Genomic DNA, 22027 nt, shown 5'->3' with positions numbered 1-22027 from the left:
ATGTACGTCCCGTCCCACTTCGCTCCCGACGAGGCAGCCGTCAACGAGCTGCTCGCCCGACACGGCGCAGCCGATCTGATCACTGCCACCCCTGACGGGCTGCGGGCCACGATGCTGCCGTTCGTCTACGACCGCGAGCGCCGCACACTGCTCGGGCATTTCGCCCGCAACAACGATCACTGGCGGCAGCCGGTTCTGGGTGAGGCCCTCGTCATCGTCCGTGGACCCGACAGCTACATCAGCCCGTCCTGGTACGCCTCGAAGGTCGAACACGGCCGGGTCGTGCCGACCTGGAACTACGTGACCGCCCACGTCCACGGCGCGCTGACCGTCCACGACGACGTGGAATGGCTCGCCGCCTTGGTGCGGCGTCTCACCGATCAGCACGAGGCAGGCAGGCCGGCGCCGTGGTCGGTCGACGACGCACCGGAGAAATTCGTTCAGGGACAGCTGCGGGCGATCGTCGGCGTGGAGATCGCCATCACCCGCATCGAGGGAAAGTTCAAACTCAGCCAGAACCGACCGGACGCCGACATCGACGGGGTGATCGCGGGCCTAGCGGAGGTCGGCGACGAGTTGGGTGCAGCGGCCGTGCGGGAGCACCGGCGCTGACCACTGCGGGGTCAGCCCGCTTACGGTCCGGCGAACTCGGTCCACGGGCGGGCGCGGTCGGTGGCCACGGCGACCAGCCGCTCCAGGCGCGGACGGGCGACATCGACCAGGAATCGCTCACGTTCGGAACCCGAGAGCTGCAGCGATTCGCGCCACACCGAACGCCCCGCAATGAATCCAGAAGCGCCGCCCTCGTCGAAGGCGATCTGCAGCACCTTGGTGAACTCGTCGAACGGCACACCTGCAGACAGCACCGCCCATGGCCGGTCGAGCACCTCGGCAAGCCGGCGGCATCCCTCGGGGGAGCCGGGGTACTCCAGCTTCAGTAGGTCGCAGTCGATCTCGTTCAGTGCGCGCGCCGCCTCGATGACGGCGTCCTCGCGGCGCCTGCCCGAGAGGTCTTCGCCCTCGAACGGGTACACCAGGTTCTCGATCACCGACGGGATGCCGACCAGCTTGCAGTCGGCGACGACCTCGCGCACGGCCTGCAGGCACTGCTCGACGAGATCCGGCTCGCCAGCGGCGGGCGCGGGCCGGTCGGCCCGCAACTGGGCGAAGAACTTGTTCGCGTCACCACTCTGCGACAGCACCCACCGCGAGTCCAGCGCCGGGTCGCGGCGCGTGATCGGCTCCATCCCAAGCTTTCCGCGCTCGGCAGGCTCGGAAGCCACCAGCAGGCCACAAGACTCGGCGAGCGCCCCGGTGCCGGTGACCGCGGGGACGCCGTACGTCGGGTCGAACAGGATGCCGCTCGCCATCGGGGTGAGGACGCGGGCGACGTCGGTCTTGGCCAGCACCAAGTCCTCGTCGGTGGCTTCGATGCCGACCGCACTGAACATACGCCGCAACGTGTTTCGCTGGTCCATCGCGATGATCGAGAACACCCCGTCCGTCGCGATGTCGGCAAGTGTGCGCAGGGGTTGGGTGGTGGACTGTGTGGACATGTCGCTCCTTCTAGACGCGGCTTGGGATGGTGGCCCGTTGGGCCAACAGCGCGGCGCCCGCAACGCCGGGCTCGGACAACTCGGAGAACGTCAAATGGTCGATCACTGCGGACTTCGCCGCCCGCACGCTCGCCATACGGGTCCAGCCGCCGCTGGCAACCGCCCGTGAGTGCGGGCCGACGACGGCTTCCATCAGGTCGAGCAGGGCCCTGGTCTCGCGCGCCGTGTAGCGCGTCGCGGCGGCCCAGACGGTCGCCGGATCGGCTCCGTCGCGCATGCGCAGAACCACGTCGTCGCCCGTCGGACCGGCCCCCGAGACGTCGAGGCCGGCGGGCAGCGACCCGACCGCCAGCGCCGCATGGTCGAGCGCGTCCCGCTCCGCAGCGGCGGTCGTACCCAGCAGCGCGAGCACCCGGCGCAGCAACAGGCCGCCGCGGACACCACCGATGAGCGCGCTAGTGCCGGGCAGCACGTGCATGCCGACCGAGATGCCTTTCCCGACAAGGTGTTCACGCTGATCGTCGGTGAGGACACCCGGCAACGACCGGACGACGACATCGGCGGTTCCGGTGGAGTTGAACAGTTCGTCCTGGCCCGTCGCGCCAACACCGATGGCCGCCACTGCGTGGTCGTGGCCGCCGATGACGAGCGCGGCATCCTGCAGACCCGCCGGTAATCCGGCGTGCGCCAGCGTGCCCACGCTCTCGCCGTACGGCTGACGGGCGGGCAGCAGCGTCGGTGGCAGGCCGAGCTCCTCCGCACCTTCGGTCCACGGTGCGCCCGTCGCCTGGTCGAGCAGGCCGGTTCGGGACGCCAGCGACGGCTCGTGTACCAGCTCGCCGCCGAGCCGGTACACGACGTATTCGGGCATGCTGAGCCAGCGGTGCGCCGGCGTCAGCTCCAACCCGTCGTCGACGAACCACAATAGCTTCGCGACGCTGGCCTGACAGTCCAGCGGCAGCCCGGTCCTTCGTATGAAGTGAGGTCCGAAGTACGTGTTGCGCAACGATATCGACTCGATCTGCCGGGTGCCGCGACCGTCGAACCACGCGACCACGGGGGTCCGCGGACTGCCGGAACCGTCGAGCAGCACCCCGCTTTCGGCCAATCCCGCGACGGCAACCGCCGACACCCGCAGCGGCGCACCGGCGCAGGCCTGCTCGTAGGCGCGGCGCAACAGTTCGACGGCGAGTCCGACGAAGCACTCGGCGTCGAGCTCGGTGCCGCCGTCCTGCGTCGTCGTCCACGGCGTGCGGGCCTCGACCAACGCCAGCTGCTCGCCATCTAGTGTGCGCAACAAGGCTTTCGACATCGTGGTGCCCAGGTCGACACCCATCACCGCGTCACGGGCGATCACGGCCGCAGCTCCCCGGAGCCGCGCGGAATCAGCCGCACGGGAACGTGAAGCGTCGACGTTGGCAGGTCGGGTTGGGCGATCCGCTCGGCAAGCCGGGTGGCGGCCGCCGCGCCGACGGCCTCAGCCGAATGGTCGACGACCGTGATACCGGGTCGCAGTAGGTCGGCCATGGCGAAGTCACCGAAGCAGACGAGCGCGACATCGGTTCGGCCGAGGGCGTGCAGGGTCGGCACGACACCGAGCGAACAGCGGGTCGCCGCGCTCAGTAGCGCGGTCGGGGGAACCTTGCCGGCCAACAGGTCTCGGGTCGCCTCCGCCGCTGATCGCGAGTCAGGGCACTGAGCGCGGACGAGCTCATGGCCCGTGTCGAGTCCGTGCGCGGCCATGGCGCGCCGGTATCCGGCCAGCCGGGCCCGCGACGTCGGCACCAGCGGGTGGTCGCTGACATAGGCGATCCGGCGGTGCCCGTGCGCGACGAGGTGATTCACGGCATCCGCCGTTGCGGCCTCGTCGTCGATGCCGACCACGTCGGCATCGAGCCCGGGAGCGGCGCGGTCGACCAGCACCAGCGGTGTGTTGGTGCGCAGCCAGGCGTGGTCACCGGCAGTGGGAGCCAATAACATGCCGGAGACCCGGCGCGAGAGCATCTGCACGACGACGTCCCGCTCGCGGGCGGGGTCCCCGTGCGTCGACGCGACGAGCACCGACTTGCCGCTGTTCGACTCGGCCCGCTCGACGGCTTCCACCATCGCGGAGAAGAACGGGTCGGCGATCGACTCGACGACCATGCCAACGGCGGTGTCAGTGCCTGCGCGCAGCGAGCGGGCCATCGAGTCGGGTGTGTAGCTCAGGTCCCGCATGACCTGCTGCACCCGCGCTCGGGTACCGACCGCGACCCTGGGGTCTTCGTTGAGCACGCGTGACGCCGTGCGCAGGCTTACCCCCGCTGCCGCGGCGACGTCGCGCAAGATGCTCTTGGTCAATGCCACTCCCAGTTTGTGCCATCGATGGCATGACCCAGTCTGCCGGTTTATGCCATCGATGGCAAGACGTCAGCGCGGGAGCGCGTCGAGGACGGCGCGGGCCAGTTCGCCGGCGGGCAGGGTCGCATCGAGCGCCAGGTGGGGCACGACGGGCGGGTCGCCTGCCGTCGCGGCCGGTCCGGAAAGGTAAGCGGCGTCATCGGTGAGTTTCGCGGCGTCCCGGTCCGCGGCGCGCTCGCGCAGCCTGCGCAGCACTTCGGCTGGCTCCAGGCGCAGCCAGACCAGCAACGGCGTGCCGCCCGCGGCCACCAGCCGGTCGCGGGTCGCCGCCCACGCGGCCGCGTCGGAGCGCTCAGCGGTGAACGGGGCGACCAGCACCACCGGTACACCCGCCGCGAGGTTGTCGACGGCGAGGTCGAGCACCACCCGGTAGCGCGCATCTCGGGTCAGCCCGGCCAATCGCGGGTCGTCGAGGTCGTCGATGCCCACCAGCCGTTGCACGACCGCGACGAGGGGAGCGGTGGCGACGTCCTGCCCGATCACGGCCGCGCGCAGCTCGCGCGCGACCAGGTGCGACAGCGTGCTCTTGCCAGATGCCGGTGCGCCGGACAGCAGCACCACCGGCAGCGCGGTCATGCGCCGACGCCGTCGACGACCTCACCGTGTCCGGCGCGTACCTTCTCGCCGGGCATCGCACAAGACGTGCGCGTCACCAGCGAAACCGGCAGGACGGTGCGCCGCCGCAGCCGCCGGGTTGGCTGATCGAGCCGGGTGAACAGCCGGCCCGCCGCGAAGCGTCCCATCGCGTCACCGTCCTGATGGATCACCGTCACCGCGGGGTTGAGCGCTGCCGCCGTGGGGAAGTCACCGAAACCAACGACACCAATGTCCTTGCGGCGCAAGGTCTGCAGTGCCGATACCAGCGAGACGGTACAGCGGGCGTTCGACGAGAACACCGCGGTCGGCGGGTCGGGTGCCTCGAGCATGCGGTGCATCGCGGTGGTCACCGTGGCCGTGTCCACGGCGCCGAGGTGGACGAGATCGCTTCGCTGCGGCAGTCCGGCTTCGGCCAGCGCCTGCTGGCAGCCCTGCAGACGCAGCATTCCCGTCACGGCCTCATCGCCCGCGAATGCGATGCGTTCGTGCCCGTGCGAGATCAGGTGCCTAGTCGCCTCGCGGCCACCACCGACGTCGTCCTGCACCACGGCGTCGGCAGTCAGCCGACCGGGTACGCGGTCGACGAACACCAGCGGAGTGCGCGTCTGCCAGGTGCGCAGGAAGGACATGTCGGGGCCGACTGGGCAGATGATCATGCCGGCCACCCGCCGGTGCAGGACCGCCTCGATGGAGCGTTGCTCGTGCGACGGCTCCCAGCCGACGCTCGTCACGATGACCGCGACCCCGCGCTGGCTGGCTTCGCGCTCGACGGCGTCAATGATGCTGGCGAAGAACGGATCTGCCACGCCTGGCACCGCAACGCCGATCGCGGCGTCGCGGCCGGTCCGGAACGTCACGGCCAGCATGTTGGGCACGTACTGCAGTTCGTCGATGGCCCGCTCGACGCGCTCGCGGACGTCTGCGGAGACGTAGCGGTCGTTGTTGACCACGCGCGAAACCGTCTTGGCGCTCACCCCAGCCCGCTGTGCGACATCGCGCATCGTGGCCATCGACGATTCCTCCTCGCCTCGGTCGGCGGCCAGTATGTCACCGATGTCAGGTTTTGTGGACCAATTTTCTGACACCGGTGACATACCGACGGAGGTGGCGTACTGTCCCGGCACGTAGCCAGTTCCAGAGTGACCCACGTAACACACGAACTCGAGGAACTCGAAAGAAGAGGACGGACCGGGCACATGAAGGCCGTGTACTACGAGGCCGCCAAGACGTGGTCGGTGACCGACATCCCGACGCCCCAGGCGGCGCCGGGGCAGGTCCGCATCAAGGTCGGCCAGGTCGGTGTCTGCGGAACGGACCTGCACATCCACGAGGGCGACTTCGGTGCGGTGTTCCCTCTGGTGCCCGGCCACGAGCTGGTGGGTGTGGTCGATCAACTCGGCGAGGGAGTGAGCAGGTTCCAGATCGGCCAGCAGGTCACGGTGAATCCGAACGTGTACTGCGGCGAGTGCGCCTACTGCCTGGCGGGCCGGCTGGGACAGTGCGCGGACATGAAGGGGTACGGCAGCAACTTCCAGGGCTTCTTCGCCGAGTACACCGTCGCGGACCACAAGTTGGTGTTCTCGACCGAGGGGATGCCCGCGGACACCGCCGTGTTCAGCGAACCGACGTCGTGCGCAATGCATGGCCTGGAGACGCTGCAGATGCGCCCCGGTGGCAGCGCGTTGGTGCTCGGAGCCGGGCCGACCGGGCTGCTGCTCGCCCAGCTCATCGCCTCCGGCGGCGCGTCGTCGGTGACGGTCGCAGGCCCGAGCCAGTTCAAACTCGACACCGCCAGCAGGCTCGGGGTGGACCGGGTGGTACGGATCTCACGCGACGACCCGGACGCCAACATCGCTGCGCTGCTTGCGGTCTCGCCGCACGGCGACGGGTACGACGCCGTCGTGGAGGCCACCGGCTCGCCGACCGTCGGCGACATCTGTGTGCCGCTGACCCGTCGCGGCGGCACCGTTCTGGTCTACGGCGTCACCCGCGAAAGCGACCTCGTCCGGTTCCACCCGTTCGACGTGTTCCGCCGCGAGATAACCATCAAGGGATCCTTCGCCGAGATGACATCGTTCGGCGCCGCCATCGACGCCCTGCGTGGCGGGCGGGTGCGCACCGACGGCCTCATCACCCACCGATTCGGGCTGGACGAATACGGGAACGCATTGGACGCCCTTCGCGCCGACCCGACCGCACACAAGGTCGTCATCGTCGCCTGAGCCAACCGACCGGAGCATCACAGAGAGGTGATCGTGCAACCACAGCTCCTGCCACCCAACGTCGTACCGCACTGGTACGCGGGCGGGCCCGCGCTTGCCGCGTGGCGCGGCCTACCGCCGGTCGGTGAGCGCTCGCCCGAGGAGTGGGTGGGCGCCACCGTAGCCCGCTACGGCGAGCCGAGCCTCGGACCCGCGCGACTCGCCGACGGCACGCTGCTGCGCGATGCGGTCCGTGCGGAACCGCGCGACTGGCTGGGCCGCGACGACGGCGACCCTGGCGACACCGGCGTGCTGGTGAAGCTGCTCGACGCCGGGCAGCGCCTTCCCGTCCACGTGCACCCCACCCGCGCGTACGCGTCGCGGCACCTTGGCTGCGCCTACGGCAAGACCGAGGCGTGGTACGTCCTGGAAGCCGACGACGATGCCGCCGTGTGGGTGGGCTGGCGCGAGGACGTCGACCCCGACCGCGTCTCGGCGCTGGTCGAGGCGCAGGACGCCGACGCGATGCTGGCGCTCATGCACCGGATCCCCGTGCGACCGGGCGACGGCGTGCTGGTGCCGGGCGGCACACCGCACGCGATCGGGGCCGGCATCCTGCTCGTGGAAGCGCAGGAGCCCACCGACCAGTCAATCTTGTTGGAGCGCACCAACACCACGGCCTCCGATGACGAGATCTTTCTCGGCCTCGCCAGGGACGTGGCGCTCTCGGTCGTGGAAACCGCCGCGCTCACCGACGTCTCCGTGCTGACCCGGCACACCGCCGCCCACGTTGCCGGGCTGGTCGAGGTGCTGCCGGAGGAGGCCGTGCCGTTCTTCCGCATGGAGCTACTGACGTCGGGCGTCGACGTGCCCGCCGGGTTCGCCGTCGCCGTGGTGCTGTCTGGAGCCGGGACGCTGACGGGATCGCGCGGCCAGCCCCTCGACGTCGCAAGGGGTCAGACCCTCGTCGTCCCCGCGTGCTCGGGCGACTGGCACGTCGACGGCGACGCCCGATTGCTGGTCTGCCGACCGGGCACCACCTGGCCACCGCAGCGCACGGCGAACACCACGGAACGGGAAGGCACAGCATGACCCCATTGCTTGAGGCGCAGGGCATTTCGCGCAGTTTCGGCCACGTCCGCGCACTGGACGGCGTCGACTTCGACGTCGGTGCCGGCGAGGTCGTCGGGTTGATCGGCGACAACGGCGCGGGGAAGTCGACACTCATCAAGGCACTGTCGGGCAGCCTCGAGCTGGACGAGGGCGAGGTCCGGTTCGAGGGCAAACCGGTGCGGTTGACCACCCCGCGGCAAGCGAACGACCTCGGCATCGAGGTGGTGTATCAGGATCTGGCGCTCGCGCCGCATCTCGACCCCGTGCAGAACGTCTTCCTCGGCAGGGAGATCGCGCGCAAGGGGATCCTCGGCCGCCTCGGCTTCATGGATGAGAAGGAGATGCGCCGCCAGGCATCCGCGTCGTTCAACCAGCTCGGGGCGACGGTGCGATCGCTGACCTCGCCCGTGGGGACGATGTCCGGCGGACAGCGACAGGGCATCGCGATCGCGCGTGCCATCGCCTGGGCGGACAAGGTCGTCATCCTCGACGAGCCGACCGCAGCGCTGGGCGTGGTCCAGACCAAGAACGTGCTGGAGTCGATCAAACGGGTGCGTGACAAGGGCATTGCGGTCGTCCTGATCAGCCACTCGATGCCGCATGTGCTGGAGGTGTGCGACCGGATCCAGGTGCTGCGGCTTGGCCGGCGCGTCGCCACTTATCCGGGACACGGCACTTCCGTGGAGACATTGGTGGGCGCCATGACCGGCGCGCTGGACACGAGGGAGGGTGCGGCGTGAGCACCATCGCCAACGAACCGGCCGTCGTCCGCGGTGGCGATGAGGCCGACCGGTCGCAGTCGCTGCTGAAGAGGGCACTCGGGCTACAGGCGGTGTGGATCCTCGGGGTCCTGATCGTCATCTGCCTGTTCTTCACCGTCATCGCGGGCGACCGCTTTCTGTCCGCAGGCAACTTCTCGTTGATGTCGCAGAACGTCGCGGTGTGGGCGGTGCTCGGCGTCGGGATGACGTTCGTCATCATCACCTCGGGCATCGATCTGTCGGTGGGCTCGGTCTTGGTGTTCTCGTCAGTGGTCGCAGCCAAGGTGATGGCGGCGATGGGTGGAAGTGGACTGGGTGTGGCGGCCATGGGGCTGGTCGCCGCGGTCGTCAGTGGCATGGCGTGGGGCACGTTCAACGGCTTCCTGGTCGCCAGGGCAAAAGTGCCCGCGTTGATCGTTACCCTCGGCACGCTCTCGATCGCGTTGGGTCTGGCGCAGGTGATCACCGGCGGCATCGATATCCGTTCGGTGCCAGCCGAACTGACCGACTTCAGCGCGTACACGAAGATCTTGGGCATTCCTGGCCTGCCCTTCGTCGCGCTGATCGTCCTCGTCATCGGCGGAATCCTGCTGCACAAGACCAAGTTCGGCCTCTACACGTATGCCATCGGCTCCAATGAGGAGGCCGCCCGTCGCACCGGCATCAAGGTGACGCGCCACCTGGTGTTCGTGTACGCGCTGGCCGGAACCCTGGCCGGGGTCGGTGCGCTGCTCTCGCTCGCTCAGTACGGGACCACGACGATCGCCGGGCAGTCGTTGACGAATCTCAACGTCATCGCCGCAGTGGTGATCGGCGGCACGTCCATCTTCGGCGGCTACGGGACGATCTTCGGCACCGTCGTCGGCTTGTTCATCCCGGCCGTTCTGCAGTCCGGGTTCGTCATCATCGGCGTCCAGCCGTTCTGGCAGGGCGTCGCGGTCGGCTCGGTGCTCATCGCCGCCGTCTACGTCGACCAAACCCGACGCGCCGCGGCCATGCGCAGTGCGCGGACAAGAGGCCTCTTCAAACGAAGAGGTTCCAAATGAAAGGAACGCCAGTGAACCGTAAGCGCGTAATGCTCGTCGCGGGAGCATTGGGAGCGGTAGTGCTCACACTCCCGGCGTGCACATCGTCGAAGCCGCAGTCGAGCGGCGCGGGTGAGTCGTCGAGCGGAGCCCCTGCCACCTCGGAGGCGGCGGCCACGACCGTTGCCGCTCCGGCGAAGGCAAGCAAGAACTACAACATCCAGTTCCTGCAGGGCGTGGCGGGCGATCAGTTCTACATCACGATGCAGTGTGGCGCGCAGGAGGAGGCGGCCAAGCTCGGCGTCACGGTCAACACCCAGGGCGCGCAGAAGTTCGACCCGACGCTGCAGAAGCCGATCGTCGACTCGATCGTCGCAAGCAAGCCCGATGCGCTGCTGGTCGCACCGACCGACGTGCAGGCCATGCAGCAGCCCCTCGAGCAGGCGGCCGCGGCCGGGATCAAGGTGGTGCTCGTCGACACCACCACGAATGATCCGTCCTTCGCGGTGTCCGCGATCGCCAGTGACAACGAGGGCGGCGGCACGGCCGCGTTCGATGCCATCAAGAAGCTGCATCCCGAGGGCGGCAAGGTCATGGTGATGGGAGTCGATCCCGGCATCTCGACGACCGATGCCCGCACCAAGGGCTTCGAGGACGCCGTCAAGGCCGACAACAAGTTCACCTATGTCGGTGTGCAGTACAGCCACGACGATCCCGCCACCGCCGCCCAGCTCATGGGCGCCCAGCTGCAGAAGGACCCCGACCTCGTCGGCGTCTTCGCTGCCAACCTGTTCGCCGCCGAAGGCGCAGCCACCGGCGTCAAGCAGGCAGGCAAGAGCGGCCAGGTGAAGATCGTCGGCTTCGACGCAGGCCCGAATCAGATCCAGGCGCTGAAGGAGGGCACCGTCCAGGCGCTAGTTGCCCAGGAGCCCAGTCTGATCGGCAAGTTCGGTGTCGACGAGGCGGTGACTGCACTCGACGGCGGCAAGAACACCAAGGACGTGCAGACCGGCTTCACCATCATCACGAAGGAGAACCTGGACGGCGAGGGCGGCGCGGCGGCGTACAAGTCGAACTGCTGACGGTCACCCGCTGAGCAGTCCCGTTCTCCCGCCGAGCAGTCCGCAACCGCCTCCTGCCGAGCAGACGCAAAAGTGCCTGAAAATACAAGTTTTCAGGTACTTTTGCTGGAGCCGCTTGCGGACTGGTCGCATTTAGGTAGCGACGACGTCGAGCAGCCTGGCGACGGTGTCGGCGACCGCGGCGCGCGCGGTCTCCAGCGGCGCCCGCGGGTCGACCTTGGTAGTAGCGGCGAGCGCCTCGCGCAGCGCGCCGGTGTAGGCCACGTTGAGCGCGGTGCCGATGTTGACCTTCACGATGCCGGCCCGAACGGCGGCCCGCAGCGTGTCGTCGGGCACGCCCGAGGAGCCGTGCAGCACCAGCGGCACCGGCACCGCGTCGCGCAGTGCGGCGATGAGGTCGAGGTCGAGGCGCGCGGTCTGCGTCGTCATGGCATGCGAGCTGCCGACCGCAACGGCGAGGGCATCGACGCCGGTCGAGGCGACGAAGACGGCGGCCTGCCGCGGATCGGTGCGCACGCCCGGCGCGTGCGCGCTGAGCGCCTGGGTGTCCTTGCCTCCGACGTGGCCGAGCTCGGCCTCGACCCAGAGCCCATGCTCGTGCAGCAGTTTGGTGATGTCGGCGGTGATGGCCACGTTCTGCTGGTGGGGCAGCGATCCGCAGTCGACCATCACCGAGGAGTAGCCGGCGAGCGGGGCTCGGTGCCACAGTTCCGCCGTCTCGGCGTGGTCGAGATGCAGGCTCGCCGGAACGTCGGCTTCGGATGCCAGGGCGTTGAGTGCGGCGGCCAGCGGACGGATCTGACCGCCGTGGAATTTCACCGTGTTCTCGCTCACCTGCAGGATCACCGGGTGACCGGACCGGCTGGCGCCGGCGACGATGCCCTCGGCGTGCTCGATCGTGATGACGTTGAAGGCCGCGACGCCGCCGCCGCGCAATCGCGCGTCGCGGACCAGTTCGGCGGTCGTGACCAGCGACATGGTGCTCCTGCTCGATCGATGCGGGGTTGACGCGTCTCCAACAATACGCAACCATATCCACGAAACCCCAATCAGGGCAATACCGTCAACAAGGGTCAGGAGCGCCGATGGCCGCGTTCGCCGGGCTCGACGTCGGGACGACGTCCAGCAAGGCCGTGGTCTACGGCGAGGACGGTGCGGCACTCGGCACCGGCCGGGCCACCACCAAGTGGAACGTCGGCCCGCAGGGCACCCAAACCGATGCAGAAACCTTGTGGCGCAGCGCCTTTGATGCGTTGAGCGCGGCCGCCGAGGCGGCCGGGGTGCCCGTGCGCGCGGTCGGCATCACCAGCATGGGGGAGTCCGGTGTCCTCACCGACGCCCAGGAGCGGCCGCTGGCGCCGGTGATCGCCTGGCATGACGACCGTGACGGCGACGAGGTGGCCGACCTCAGCGAGCAGCTCGGTCCCGATGCGTTCGGCGGTGTCGCGGGCAAGCCGCTTCGGGGCCAGTTTTCGCTCACCAAGCACCGCTGGCTGCTGGATCACGAACCGCCCAGCAGAGCCGCCACGCTGCGCTTCGACGTGGGCGGCTGGGTGGTGCGCCGTCTCGGCGGCGAGATCGTCGTCGAGCTGTCGCTGGCCGGCCGCACCGGCTGGCTCGACGTGGCGAAGTGCGACTGGTGGGACGAGGCGCTGGCCTGGTCAGGTGCCAGTCCCGAGCTGATGCCGCCGCTGGTTCGGGCCGGTACGCCGGTGGGCACGGTGACGTCCGAATCAGTGAGCCCCCTGCTGCGCGGGGCGGTGCTCACGCTGGCCGGTCACGACCACCAGGCGTCGGCACTCGGCGCTCGCGCGGTCGGACCTGGCGACGAGTTGGATTCGTCGGGTACCGCGGAGGCGCTGGTGCGCACCGTGCCCAGCGTGCCGAGCCGTGCCAACGTCGCCCGGCTGGCCGCCGCGGGCATCACGACCGACCCGAGCATCCGGGCGGGCCACTGGAGCCTGCTCGGCGGCACCGAGGGCGGCCTGGCGCAGCAGCGTGCGCTCGAGCTGCTCGGCGTTGGCCCCGATGGGCTGGCCCAGCTCGACGCCGACGCCGAGCGTGGGTCGGACGGGCCTGGCGAACTTTGGCGGGCGGTGGTTGCGGCTGCCGCCGACGAAGCGCTCGAGTTGCACCGCGCGATGGACGGCGCCGTCGGGCCCGCCACGCGCGTCGTCGTCACCGGCGGATGGCGGCACAGCGAGGAAGTCATGCGCGCGAAGGCGGCCCGGTTCGACCATCTCGAGGTCTCGGCCGTCGAGGAGGCGGGCACGCTCGGCGCAGCGGTACTCGCCGCGCGTGCCGTGGGCACGCTCGGCCCCGACGAATATCTGGACGCCCGGTGACGACGGGCGACCCGGAACGGACATGGTTCGCCGACGAGCGGCAGACCGAGGTACTTCGCCTACTCCAAACCGAGCATCGCGTCGAAAGCGCCCGGCTTGCCGAGCTTTTCGGTGTCAGCGCAGAGAGCGTCCGCAAGGACCTGGCGCAGCTCGAGGCGCGCCAACTGCTGCGGCGCGTACACGGCGGGGCCATCCCCTGCCAGCGCCGACAGGACGAACCCAACGTCGCCTCGCGGACCGAACGGCCCGAGCAGAAGCTCGCCATCGCCCGGCACGCACTGCACTTCGTGCCCGACGGCGGCACCGTGCTCCTCGACGCAGGAACGACGACGGCACGACTGGCCGAGTTGCTGCCGACGACCCGCGAGCTCGTCGTCTACACCAACGCGGTGCCGGTACTGGCCACGCTGTTGCGGCGCGGCATCGCCGCCGTCAGCCTCGGCGGCCGGGTGCGGCCACAGACGATGGCCGCGGTCGGACCCCTCACCGTCGACGCGCTCGCCGGGATCAACGTCGACGTGGCGTTTCTCGGCACCAACGCGCTGTCGTTCAGCCGCGGCCTCACCACCCCGGACGTCGAGGAGGCGCGGGTCAAGCACGAGATGCTCGCGGCAGCGCGCCAACGGGTGTTCCTCGTCGACACGAGCAAGTTCGACCGCGAGAGCCACGCGAGGCACGCCACGCTGGCCGACGTCGACGTCCTCGTCACCGACGACGCCATCACACTCGAGCACCGCGAGCGCTTGCTGGCAGCGGACGTCACCGTCGAGGTGGCCGAATGATCACCACCGTCACGCCAAACCCCAGCCTCGACCGAACACTGCATCTGCACCGGCTCGCGCGCGGCCAGGTCAACAGGGCCACCACCACGATGGTGGAGCCGAGCGGTAAGGGCGTGAACGTTGCCCTTGCACTGCACGGCGTCGAGGTCGACGTGCGCGCAGTGCTTCCGATCGGGGGCAGTGCCGGGCGCGAGATCGCCTCGCTACTCGACGATCTCGGCGTCGAGCACGTCGACGTGCCGATCGCCGGTGCGGTGCGCAGCAACATCTCGCTCATCGAGGACGATGGGCGCAGTACCAAGGTGAACGAGCCCGGCCCGCATTTGTCGGACGCCGAGGTCGACGCGTTGTACGCAACGACGTTGGCGGGCAGCACCGTTGGTGATTGGGTGGTCTGGGCGGGGAGTCTCCCAGGAGGGTTCACGCCGCAGCGGTTCGCCGACGCCGTGGCCGATACCAGGGCCACCGGCCGGCTCGTCGCCATCGATTCCTCCGGCCCCGCTCTGACACAAGTGCTTTCGCAGCACGGCGACCGACTGCCGCACATGGTGAAGCCCAACGCCGAGGAACTCGCGGAGGTCGCTGGCCGGGATCTGGCGACGCTCGGCGACGTGGCCGACGCGGCGCAGGTGCTGCTCGTGCGTGGGGTGCGCACCGTGCTGATCAGCCTTGGCCACAACGGCGCCCTCCTCGTCGACGCCGACCTGCCCCGGCCACTGCACGGCCGCGCTGCCGCGGGCCGCGTCGTGAACACGGTCGGAGCGGGCGACGCGCTCCTCGCCGGTTGGCTCGCCGCCCTGCACGCCGGCGCGACGCCCACCGAGGCGCTGGCCAATGCCCTGCGCTTCGGCGCCACCGCCGTCGAGCACGAGGGCACGCTGCTCGGCCTGCCCGACCCTCACCGTCCGGTCACCATCACCCCGGCCGAGGCCGTGACGCCGCTCGCCTGACGGCCCCTTGCTGGCTACACGCCGAGGATCGTGCTGAGGTCGATGTGGAGTTCGCGTCCGTCGAAGCGGACGCCGCTGAGGTCGGAGACCGCGAGCGTCACCTCGGGAGTGCACGCATTGGCACCGACTCCGATGATCGTCGCCACCCCGGCGGCGTGCGCCGACGTGATTCCTGCGGGTGCGTCCTCGAACACGGCGCAACATCGGGGGGATGTGTGCAGGCGCTGGGCGGCCAGGAGGTACGGATCGGGGGAGGGCTTTCCGTTCTTCACGTCTTCGCCGGTGACGAGTACGGGTGCCTGCGGGAGACCGGCCGACGCCATGCGTGCGGTGGCGATTGCGCGACCGCCGGAGGTGACGACTGCCCAGCTTCCCGCGGGGCTGGAATCCAGGAGTTGTCGTGCTCCAGGGATGGCCACCACGTTGATCGCGTGGTCCAGCTCCAGCCGAGTCAGTTCGCGGGCGGCCTCGGCGACATCGCTTGGCGTGCTGACCAATTCGGCGACCACGTCACGGATCCGTCGCCCGTGTTCAATGTCGCGGTGGAAGTCGAAGCCGGGGGCCCAGCGCTTGGCCCACAGATTCCATGCGGTGGCAGCGGCGTCGTGTGAGTCGACGAGGACACCATCGCAGTCGAGCAGGAGCCGATCGACGGCGAGGCTCGTGGTGTCGCCGACCTTCACGACTACAGGTCGGAACTCTCGCGCCACAGGTCGATGCCGGAATCTGAAGCGTACCGGTCGATCTCGCTGAGTTCCTCGGCGGTGAACGACAAGTTGTCGAGCGCGCCGAGGTTCTCCTCCAACTGAGCGACGCTGGATGCGCCGACGAGAGTGGACGCGACCGTAGGGTCGCGGAGCACCCAGGCCAAAGCCAGTTGCGCCAGCGACTGGCCGCGCCGCTCGGCGATTCCGGCGAGTCCCTGCAGCCGCTCGTGCACTTCGCCGGTCACCAGGTCATCGTCGAAGGTCGGGCGCTCGGTGGCGCGGGCGATGTCGGCTGCGGGCTTGTCCAGATAGCGGTTCGTGAGCAGACCCTGGGCGAGCGCGGTGAAGGCGATCGCGCCCATGCCGGCGTTCTTGAGCTCGGAAACGAGATCACCCTCGATCCACCGATTGAGCAACGAATACGACGGCTGGTGGATGACCAGCGGCGTGCCCAGTTGCCGCGCGATCGCCGCTGCCTCGGCCGTCTTGGTGGCCGAGTAGGACGAAATGCCGACGTAGCGCGCCTTACCCGCCCGCACCGCGGTGTCGAGGGCGCCGATGGTCTCCTCGAGTGGCGTGTTCGCGTCGATGCGGTGCGAATAGAAGATGTCGACGTAATCGAGTCCAAGCCGGTCTAGCGACTCGTCCAGGCTGGACAGCACATAGGTCCGGCCGCCGAGCTGACCGTAGGGGCCTGGCCACATGTCCCACCCCGCCTTGGTGGAGACGACCAACTCATTGCGGTAGGGCTTGAAGTCCCGTCGCAGCATGCGGCCGAAGTTCTCCTCGGCCGAGCCGTACGGCGGTCCGTAGTTGTTCGCGAGATCGAAATGCGTGATGCCGCGGTCGAACGCGTAGCGGAGCACTTCGCGTTGAGTATCGAACGGCCGGTTGTCACCGAAGTTGTACCAAAGGCCGAGTGAGATCGCCGGCAGAAGCAGACCGGAGGTGCCCACGCGGCGATACGGCATCCCGTCGTAGCGGTCCCGCGCGGCCACCCAGGGGTCGTGGGTGAAGGGAACGTCAGCGACGGCGAAATCCTCGTTCATGAAACTCATCGTAGGTGTGCACGCGCTGAGCCCAGGAGGGTGCTGCATCGAGATGTGACATCGTTGACGGATGAGCAGCCCAGAGACCCCCGAAGAGTCGGCCGGCCTGTACAGCACTGATGACGACGATCAACTGTCCCAGGAGGACACCCTGATCGATCGCGGAGTCGACGACGTCCTGGACGAGGGCTATTCGCCGCCGGAAAAGTGGAAGGAACCCAGAGACCACGAGACTCTGGACGAGCTTCTCACCGAGGAAGAACCCGATCCGGCCATGCAGCTCGGCGACGACGATCCCGGGGCCGATTTCTCCGAGGACGACGAGGTCGGCGACCGCCGCGCGGGCCGGCTCGTCGCGCCCGACGAGGGAGTGAACGTGGACGACGAATCAGACCTGCTGGCCAGTGACGTTGGTATCGACGGGAGCGCCGCCTCCGCCGAAGAGGCGGCCGTCCACGTCATCGACGACGAGGACTGAGCTGCCGAGTCGGCACGCTATTGCCAACGCAGCGGTGGGTCGATCAACAGGTGCCGCAGGCTGTGTAGTGCGTAGTGCAGCTGGGACTTTACGACCGGCTCGTCGATGTTCAGATCGGCGGCGATCTGGTCGGTGGTCCAGCCCAGGTGCTGGGCCTTGCGGATCACCTCTCGGTGCAACGGCTGCAATCGATTCAAGGCTTCGCTGACGAGTTCGCGATCGACCGGTTTCTTGTTCGCCTCATGGGCTCGGGACGCGTCGATGTGCGCGTGCCGGTCGTCGTCACAGTCCGCGGTCACGAAGTCAGCGTGGCTTTCATGGTGAATTGATCGATGCCGCCGGCCGTGGCCTGATTGTCCATCAGATACCTGAGGATGAAGTCGTGCGACGACGCCAGGTGCTCGCGAGTAAGCCGGGCGGCCAATGCGGAATCACCGCTCTCGACTGCGGCAAGAATGCCCAGATGCTCTGAGACTAGGTGCGCGGTCTCACCGACCACCTCGATGTGGACGTACATGTAGCGGTCGGTGAGGCCTCGCAACCGTTCGACCAGCTCGATCATCCGCGGACGGTCCGCACGCTCGTACACCGCGGCGTGAAAGGCGGTATTCGCCGCCAACCAGGTGCGGGTATCGGCGTGTTCTTCCATGATTTCGAGCTGCTTGCGCATCGTGATGTGGTCTGCGCGGCCGACATTCGGAACGGCGATCTGGGTGGCTAGCGGTTCGATGGCCTCGCGTAGTTCGTACAGTTCCTGCAACTCTGCGATGGACATCCCGGTCACCACGGCGGTCGCGTTCGACACCGGATGCAGGAGTCCCTCTCCGGCGAGGATCTGGAGTGCGTCGCGTACGGGGATGCGGCTCACGCCGAACCGCTCGGCCGTGCTCTGCTGAGAAAGTCTCGAGCCCGGCGTGATATCACCCTGCAAAATTTCTGACCGTAGCTCGGAAGCGACCCGTGCCGCTGCACTCGCGTATGCCATTCAGCCTCCTTGGATACCGCCTATAGATTCTGTATACGGGTCCTTCCTGTGGGGGTGCTGCCAATGGCCCGTGTGCGAGCAGTTGGTCGTCAGCTGGTCGTCGGTTACCGCGCTGTTGTGGTGCGGTGGGTTCTCGGTGGCGGCAGCACGATGCGGTGTATGGGCGCGCGCCCATACACCGCATCCTTGCTACGAATCACCGATCGATCGTCGGCTAACTCAGGCAGGTCGCCGGAACGTGAAAGCGGGTCCGCCGTCGGCGCTCCCGCCTCATGCGTAACCCAACGCCCTGTTCTCCGCTCTGATCCGCACGTTCAGTACGAGAGCGTTGGCAATGGTGAACACGATCGCGGTCAGCCACGCCGAGTGCACCAGCGGAAGCGCCGTCACCTCGGCGATGACCGCCGTGTAGTTGGGGTGGTGCAGCCAACGGTATGGCCCGCGTTTCACCAGGGGTGCGTCCGGGATCACAATCAACCGTGGGTTCCAGTGTTTGCCCAGTGTCGCCACACACCACCAGCGCAGGACGGTGCTGAGAGCCACGACCACCAGCATCGGCCAGCCCAGCCAGGGGATGAACGGTCGATGCATCGTCCAGACTTCGACTATGCAGCTGACCAGGAGCAGGGCATGCATCGACACCATCGCCGGATAGTGACCTTGGCCGAACTCCTTGCCGCCCTGCGCAATCGACCACGCAGCGTTGCGTCGGGAGACGACGAGTTCCACCAATCGTTCGGCTCCAATTGCCAGGATGAACAGGTAGTACCACATGGTCGGCCCCTACCAGCTCAGCAGGAGCAGCTCGAAGCTGAAGCCCGGCCCCATCGCCAGCATCACTCCGAGCGAACCTTCGGGCGGTGGCTCGACGATGGTCCGTCGAAGGACGTCCAGCACCGATGCCGATGACATGTTGCCGTGCTCCCGCATGGAGTTCCAGCTGTGCACAAGAGCCTCCGGTGGCATGCCAATCGCGTTCTCGATCGATTCGATCACCTTCGGACCACCCGGATGGCAGATCCACGTCGAGATGTCCTCGGTCGACAGACCGTGGTCGGCGAGGAACCGGTCGACCTCGTCGCCGAGGTAGGAATCAGCCATCTTGGGCACGTCCTTGGACATGACGAGCTGGAATCCGTTGGAGGTGACGTTCCACCCCATGACGTCGACGGTTCCCGGGAAGAGCCGGCTGCGGGTGTCCAGCACCCTCGGACCCGACTTCGCCGTCGGGCTGTTCGGGACCCAGTCCGCCCCGGTGAGGATCACCGAAGCCGCACCGTCGCCGAACAGGCACACGCCGATGAGAGCCGGGATCGACGTGTCGTCGTGCTGAAGTGTGAGAGAACACAATTCAACCGACAGCAAGACCGCCACGTGGCCAGGGAAGCCACGCAGGTAGTCGTGGACGCGGGCCATCCCTGCCGCGCCCGCGACACAACCCAGCCCGAACAACGGGATCCGTTTCACGTCTTCACGCAGGCCGATCCCCGTTGCGATGCGTGCGTCGACGGTCGGCACCGCGATTCCGGTGCTCGATACCATCACGATGACGTCGACTTCCTCGGGTGCGATGCCGGCCGCGTCGAGCGCGGACACCACGGCCCGCTGACTCAAATCGCATGCGACGTCCACGTATGCCGCGTTTGCTTCGGTGAAGCCAGACATGTTCGGGTAGCGCGAAACCGGTAGCGCAAGGTTGCGGTAGTCCACCCCGGCGGTTTGAGCGAAGCGCATGAACTCCGGTCCGCCGACCTTGGTGAGCTCACTTGCAACCTCTTCCTGGGTGTACCGGTACGGGGTGAACGCCACCCCCGCCCCGGCGATGCTTGGCGCACCGGTTCGGTTGAGTGCGGGTGAGTCGATCGCTGTCAAAATTGTTTTATCTGTCATACATAGGCAGACGAACTGGGCCCGTGGCCCGTTCACGTGTTTTAGGACATACGCCACGACATATGTGAGTCCCAACACTTTCGATTTTCGGGCCGCGAAATGGCCGGGGATACTGCACATTTGGCCGGGCGAATCGCTGTTCAGATTATCCCGCCATATTCAGCGTATTTGCCTGGGACAACAGGGTTTTGAGATGCCGCATAACCGTGCGGAAACCTCGACTGCTCCGGCCAAGAATGCACGGATCATTCACCGATTATTACGCTTGCATTTCCCTTTTGGGCCGACGAATACCAACGCCGATTTAACGCCCCATAAAGCGTACCCATCGTCGACTCAACGCGACTGACGAAGCCCTCGGAATTGGCTGGGATGATGCTGGGTACCCGCCTCAAGCGAGGTGCGGCTCGAGCTCGGCCATCAGCTGCTTCTTGCCGCCGAACCCGATCACGCGGTGGATCTCCTGGCCGTCCTTGAACAAGAGCATGGCCGGGATGCCCTTGAAGTTGAACCGATCCCAGATGCCTTCGAACTTGTCGACGTCGATCTTGCGGACGACGATGCGTCCGGACCACTGCTCGGACAGCCCGGCCAGCACCGGCGTCACCTGGCGGCACGGCCCGCACCACTCGGCCCAGAAGTCCACCAGCAACGGGACGCCCGTCGAGCTCTCGGCGGTGATGTCGTCCGGGGTGATGGCGGTCAGCGTGTCGCGCGCAACCTCGTAGGCCCGCTCGTCCCTTGCCTCCTGCGCCAGGACGTCGGCAGACACGGGCTCTCCCGTCGACCGCACCCAGCTGGTGAACTCCTCGAAACGTGGACCCGGTGCGTCGTGCGTGCCCCACGCCTCACCGACGGCGCCGGTCAGCGCCCGCAGGGCCCCGCCGACCTGTTGGCCGCTGCGTTCCAGCCCGAAGGCGCGCACGGTGACCGTGTCACCGTCGCGCTGCACCTCGGCGTCCTGCCACAGCCGGATCGTGTACTGCTCGTCGTCGGAGACGTGCCAGCGCATGGTGATCTCGCGCAGCCTCGCCAGCTCGCGGGCCGCGGCCTCCTCGTCCGACAGCCGCGTGCCGCGCTCGAGCACGTAGGCGGCGAAGGGCTCGAACTCCGGCGAGCCGGGGCCGCCGCCAATCCGCTTCTGCAGGCCGCCAAGCAGCTCCTGATAGACCTCGGACTCGCTGTCGCCCTTCGCATCCAAGTCGAAGGCGGGCCAGCGGCCGATCGTGGCGCCGTCCCGCTGCTCGAGCTGTACGCCCTCGAGCAGCTTGATGACATAGGTGCCCTCACCGGGCAGACTGATGGTGAACTCGTGACTGCGCTCCATGGAATCCTCCCAGCGCTCGTAATTCAGTACGCCCGCGCAATATAGGCGAGCACACCCGCGTCGTCATCGGTTTCGGGCAGCGACCCGTCGCTGAGTTGCAGGCACCGCACCGTCAGGGCACTGGTGGCGAGGTCCTGTTCGCCGGCGGTGCCGACCAACTCCCACGGAACGCGGGCGACGCCCGTCTGTGCGACCTCGCGCGCCTGATCGAGCGTGCTGCAGTCGGAGACGAATGCGTCGCGGCGTGCAGTCGCCGCATCGAGCATGTCCCTCTGGATGCGACCCGTCAGCCGCAGCACCTCGTCGACAACGTTGCCGACACCCACCTTGGTCTTGTCGCGGGTGTCCCGCCGGTAGAGCATCGCGGCGTTCTCTGCAAGGTCTCGCGGGCCGAGTTCCAGCCGGATCGGCACGCCCTGCAAGTCCCACTCGGTGGCCCGCCAGCCGAAGGCCTGGGCGACGATGTCGTCCAGCCTCACCCGCACGCCACGCACCTTGAGCTCCTCGACCAGGGCAGAGGCTGCGCGGGTGACCGCGCCGTCGGTGTCCTTGACCACCACGACGACTGCCTGCACCGGTGCCAGCGCCGGCGGCAGGACGAGCCCGAAGTCATCGCCGTGACACATGATCAGCCCGCCCAGCATCCGTGTCGATGCGCCCCACGAAGTGGTCCAGCACAGCTCGGTCGTGCCCTCGGCGCTGGAGTAGCTGATGTTGAAGGCGCGGCTGAACCGCTGGCCAAGCTCGTGCGACGTGCCCATCTGCAGTGCCTTGCCGTC

At 68.0% G+C, this 22027-nt stretch carries 24 protein-coding genes; 10 read left to right on the top strand and 14 right to left on the bottom strand.

The window, feature by feature from the left end:
* The gene (locus QOC69_RS08535) at positions 1–612 is read left to right on the top strand and encodes an FMN-binding negative transcriptional regulator (RefSeq protein WP_526438335.1); all 612 of its coding nucleotides are present in this window, start codon (positions 1–3) and stop codon (positions 610–612) included.
* A gap of 20 nt (positions 613–632) precedes the next feature.
* Here QOC69_RS08535 and QOC69_RS08530 read toward each other — a convergent pair whose 3' ends face one another.
* The 5 genes from QOC69_RS08530 to QOC69_RS08510 form a co-directional block, all read right to left on the bottom strand.
* Complete coding sequence (locus QOC69_RS08530) at positions 633–1556, bottom strand: hypothetical protein (RefSeq protein WP_526438333.1); 924 nt, start codon at positions 1554–1556, stop codon at positions 633–635.
* Between the two features lie 10 nt (positions 1557–1566).
* Positions 1567–2913 (bottom strand): FGGY-family carbohydrate kinase, encoded by a 1347-nt coding sequence (locus QOC69_RS08525; protein WP_526438331.1) that lies wholly within the window; start codon positions 2911–2913, stop codon positions 1567–1569.
* Complete coding sequence (locus QOC69_RS08520; protein WP_526438329.1) at positions 2910–3896, bottom strand: LacI family DNA-binding transcriptional regulator; 987 nt, start codon at positions 3894–3896, stop codon at positions 2910–2912. The genes QOC69_RS08525 and QOC69_RS08520 overlap by 4 nt, the downstream gene beginning before the upstream one ends.
* Positions 3897–3965: 69 nt before the next feature.
* On the bottom strand, positions 3966–4532 hold the full coding sequence (locus QOC69_RS08515) for a P-loop nucleotide/nucleoside kinase family protein (protein WP_526438327.1): 567 nt from the start codon (positions 4530–4532) through the stop codon (positions 3966–3968).
* The gene (locus QOC69_RS08510; RefSeq protein ID WP_526438325.1) at positions 4529–5563 is read right to left on the bottom strand and encodes a LacI family DNA-binding transcriptional regulator; all 1035 of its coding nucleotides are present in this window, start codon (positions 5561–5563) and stop codon (positions 4529–4531) included. Before QOC69_RS08510 ends, QOC69_RS08515 begins: the two co-directional genes overlap by 4 nt.
* A 129-nt stretch (positions 5564–5692) precedes the next feature.
* On the opposite strand from QOC69_RS08510, the gene QOC69_RS08505 reads away from it, so the two are divergent.
* From QOC69_RS08505 to QOC69_RS08485, 5 genes are read left to right on the top strand one after another with little or no spacing between them, the layout of a single operon-like run.
* On the top strand, positions 5693–6775 hold the full coding sequence (locus tag QOC69_RS08505; RefSeq protein WP_526438323.1) for a zinc-dependent alcohol dehydrogenase family protein: 1083 nt from the start codon (positions 5693–5695) through the stop codon (positions 6773–6775).
* A gap of 33 nt (positions 6776–6808) precedes the next feature.
* On the top strand, positions 6809–7846 hold the full coding sequence (locus tag QOC69_RS08500; protein WP_526438321.1) for a class I mannose-6-phosphate isomerase: 1038 nt from the start codon (positions 6809–6811) through the stop codon (positions 7844–7846).
* Positions 7843–8607 carry an ATP-binding cassette domain-containing protein gene (locus QOC69_RS08495; protein WP_526438319.1) on the top strand — a complete coding sequence of 255 codons (765 nt, stop codon included), beginning with the start codon at positions 7843–7845 and terminating at the stop codon, positions 8605–8607. The genes QOC69_RS08500 and QOC69_RS08495 overlap by 4 nt, the downstream gene beginning before the upstream one ends.
* Positions 8604–9674 carry an ABC transporter permease gene (locus QOC69_RS08490; RefSeq protein ID WP_526438317.1) on the top strand — a complete coding sequence of 357 codons (1071 nt, stop codon included), beginning with the start codon at positions 8604–8606 and terminating at the stop codon, positions 9672–9674. The genes QOC69_RS08495 and QOC69_RS08490 overlap by 4 nt, the downstream gene beginning before the upstream one ends.
* 11 nt (positions 9675–9685) lie before the next feature.
* Positions 9686–10735 carry an ABC transporter substrate-binding protein gene (locus tag QOC69_RS08485; protein ID WP_526438315.1) on the top strand — a complete coding sequence of 350 codons (1050 nt, stop codon included), beginning with the start codon at positions 9686–9688 and terminating at the stop codon, positions 10733–10735.
* Positions 10736–10867: 132 nt separating this feature from the next.
* On the opposite strand, the gene QOC69_RS08480 is transcribed toward QOC69_RS08485, so the two are convergent.
* Complete coding sequence (locus QOC69_RS08480; protein ID WP_526438313.1) at positions 10868–11713, bottom strand: class II fructose-bisphosphate aldolase; 846 nt, start codon at positions 11711–11713, stop codon at positions 10868–10870.
* A 107-nt stretch (positions 11714–11820) separates the two neighbouring features.
* On the opposite strand from QOC69_RS08480, the gene QOC69_RS08475 reads away from it, so the two are divergent.
* Genes QOC69_RS08475 through QOC69_RS08465 form a run of 3 tightly spaced genes read left to right on the top strand, consistent with a single transcriptional unit; the run spans position 11821 to position 14812 of the window.
* Positions 11821–13080 carry an FGGY-family carbohydrate kinase gene (locus QOC69_RS08475; RefSeq protein ID WP_526438311.1) on the top strand — a complete coding sequence of 420 codons (1260 nt, stop codon included), beginning with the start codon at positions 11821–11823 and terminating at the stop codon, positions 13078–13080.
* Positions 13077–13862 carry a DeoR/GlpR family DNA-binding transcription regulator gene (locus QOC69_RS08470; protein ID WP_526438308.1) on the top strand — a complete coding sequence of 262 codons (786 nt, stop codon included), beginning with the start codon at positions 13077–13079 and terminating at the stop codon, positions 13860–13862. The genes QOC69_RS08475 and QOC69_RS08470 overlap by 4 nt, the downstream gene beginning before the upstream one ends.
* The gene (locus tag QOC69_RS08465; protein WP_526438306.1) at positions 13859–14812 is read left to right on the top strand and encodes a 1-phosphofructokinase family hexose kinase; all 954 of its coding nucleotides are present in this window, start codon (positions 13859–13861) and stop codon (positions 14810–14812) included. Before QOC69_RS08470 ends, QOC69_RS08465 begins: the two co-directional genes overlap by 4 nt.
* Before the next feature lie 14 nt (positions 14813–14826).
* Here QOC69_RS08465 and QOC69_RS08460 read toward each other — a convergent pair whose 3' ends face one another.
* Together QOC69_RS08460 and QOC69_RS08455 are read right to left on the bottom strand one after the other, a co-directional pair.
* The gene (locus QOC69_RS08460) at positions 14827–15495 is read right to left on the bottom strand and encodes an HAD-IA family hydrolase (protein ID WP_526438304.1); all 669 of its coding nucleotides are present in this window, start codon (positions 15493–15495) and stop codon (positions 14827–14829) included.
* 2 nt (positions 15496–15497) lie between these two features.
* Positions 15498–16568 (bottom strand): aldo/keto reductase, encoded by a 1071-nt coding sequence (locus tag QOC69_RS08455; protein ID WP_526438302.1) that lies wholly within the window; start codon positions 16566–16568, stop codon positions 15498–15500.
* Positions 16569–16638: 70 nt separating this feature from the next.
* Between QOC69_RS08455 and QOC69_RS08450 the strand changes: the two genes are divergently transcribed.
* Entirely contained in the window at positions 16639–17046 is a 408-nt protein-coding gene (locus tag QOC69_RS08450) for a DUF5709 domain-containing protein (RefSeq protein ID WP_526438300.1), read from the top strand.
* A gap of 17 nt (positions 17047–17063) precedes the next feature.
* On the opposite strand, the gene QOC69_RS08445 is transcribed toward QOC69_RS08450, so the two are convergent.
* The 6 genes from QOC69_RS08445 to QOC69_RS08420 all read right to left on the bottom strand — a co-directional run.
* Entirely contained in the window at positions 17064–17345 is a 282-nt protein-coding gene (locus QOC69_RS08445; RefSeq protein ID WP_526438298.1) for an RNA polymerase sigma factor, read from the bottom strand.
* Positions 17342–18031: a GntR family transcriptional regulator gene (locus QOC69_RS08440; RefSeq protein WP_526438296.1), complete on the bottom strand. Its 690-nt coding sequence runs from the start codon at positions 18029–18031 to the stop codon at positions 17342–17344. The genes QOC69_RS08445 and QOC69_RS08440 overlap by 4 nt, the downstream gene beginning before the upstream one ends.
* Before the next feature lie 270 nt (positions 18032–18301).
* Positions 18302–18805, bottom strand: a complete 504-nt coding sequence (locus QOC69_RS08435; RefSeq protein ID WP_526438294.1) for an isoprenylcysteine carboxyl methyltransferase family protein — start codon at positions 18803–18805, stop codon at positions 18302–18304.
* Between the two features lie 9 nt (positions 18806–18814).
* On the bottom strand, positions 18815–19921 hold the full coding sequence (locus QOC69_RS08430; protein ID WP_526438292.1) for a type III polyketide synthase: 1107 nt from the start codon (positions 19919–19921) through the stop codon (positions 18815–18817).
* A 391-nt stretch (positions 19922–20312) separates the two neighbouring features.
* On the bottom strand, positions 20313–21248 hold the full coding sequence (locus QOC69_RS08425) for a thioredoxin family protein (protein WP_526438290.1): 936 nt from the start codon (positions 21246–21248) through the stop codon (positions 20313–20315).
* 23 nt (positions 21249–21271) lie between these two features.
* The coding region (locus QOC69_RS08420) for a His/Gly/Thr/Pro-type tRNA ligase C-terminal domain-containing protein (RefSeq protein ID WP_526438288.1) at positions 21272–22027 on the bottom strand (756 nt) is incomplete at its 5' end.

Source organism: Mycobacterium sp. (assembly GCF_032162105.1).
Taxonomy (GTDB): domain Bacteria; phylum Actinomycetota; class Actinomycetes; order Mycobacteriales; family Mycobacteriaceae; genus Mycobacterium.
Note: the sequence above shows the minus strand (reverse complement) of the source record. Positions and strands in the feature narration are given on the sequence as shown.

What these genes read in the sequence shown, in the direction of transcription:
- QOC69_RS08425 (WP_526438290.1), bottom strand. Translation starts at nt 21,248, where the DNA reads ATGGAGCGCAGTCACGAGTTCACCATCAGTCTGCCCGGTGAGGGCACC.
- QOC69_RS08475 (WP_526438311.1), top strand. Translation starts at nt 11,821, where the DNA reads ATGGCCGCGTTCGCCGGGCTCGACGTCGGGACGACGTCCAGCAAGGCC.
- QOC69_RS08440 (WP_526438296.1), bottom strand. Translation starts at nt 18,031, where the DNA reads ATGGCATACGCGAGTGCAGCGGCACGGGTCGCTTCCGAGCTACGGTCA.
- QOC69_RS08510 (WP_526438325.1), bottom strand. Translation starts at nt 5,563, where the DNA reads ATGGCCACGATGCGCGATGTCGCACAGCGGGCTGGGGTGAGCGCCAAG.
- QOC69_RS08435 (WP_526438294.1), bottom strand. Translation starts at nt 18,805, where the DNA reads ATGTGGTACTACCTGTTCATCCTGGCAATTGGAGCCGAACGATTGGTG.
- QOC69_RS08530 (WP_526438333.1), bottom strand. Translation starts at nt 1,556, where the DNA reads ATGTCCACACAGTCCACCACCCAACCCCTGCGCACACTTGCCGACATC.
- QOC69_RS08455 (WP_526438302.1), bottom strand. Translation starts at nt 16,568, where the DNA reads ATGAACGAGGATTTCGCCGTCGCTGACGTTCCCTTCACCCACGACCCC.
- QOC69_RS08515 (WP_526438327.1), bottom strand. Translation starts at nt 4,532, where the DNA reads ATGACCGCGCTGCCGGTGGTGCTGCTGTCCGGCGCACCGGCATCTGGC.
- QOC69_RS08535 (WP_526438335.1), top strand. Translation starts at nt 1, where the DNA reads ATGTACGTCCCGTCCCACTTCGCTCCCGACGAGGCAGCCGTCAACGAG.
- QOC69_RS08450 (WP_526438300.1), top strand. Translation starts at nt 16,639, where the DNA reads ATGAGCAGCCCAGAGACCCCCGAAGAGTCGGCCGGCCTGTACAGCACT.
- QOC69_RS08430 (WP_526438292.1), bottom strand. Translation starts at nt 19,921, where the DNA reads ATGACAGATAAAACAATTTTGACAGCGATCGACTCACCCGCACTCAAC.
- QOC69_RS08480 (WP_526438313.1), bottom strand. Translation starts at nt 11,713, where the DNA reads ATGTCGCTGGTCACGACCGCCGAACTGGTCCGCGACGCGCGATTGCGC.
- QOC69_RS08495 (WP_526438319.1), top strand. Translation starts at nt 7,843, where the DNA reads ATGACCCCATTGCTTGAGGCGCAGGGCATTTCGCGCAGTTTCGGCCAC.
- QOC69_RS08465 (WP_526438306.1), top strand. Translation starts at nt 13,859, where the DNA reads ATGATCACCACCGTCACGCCAAACCCCAGCCTCGACCGAACACTGCAT.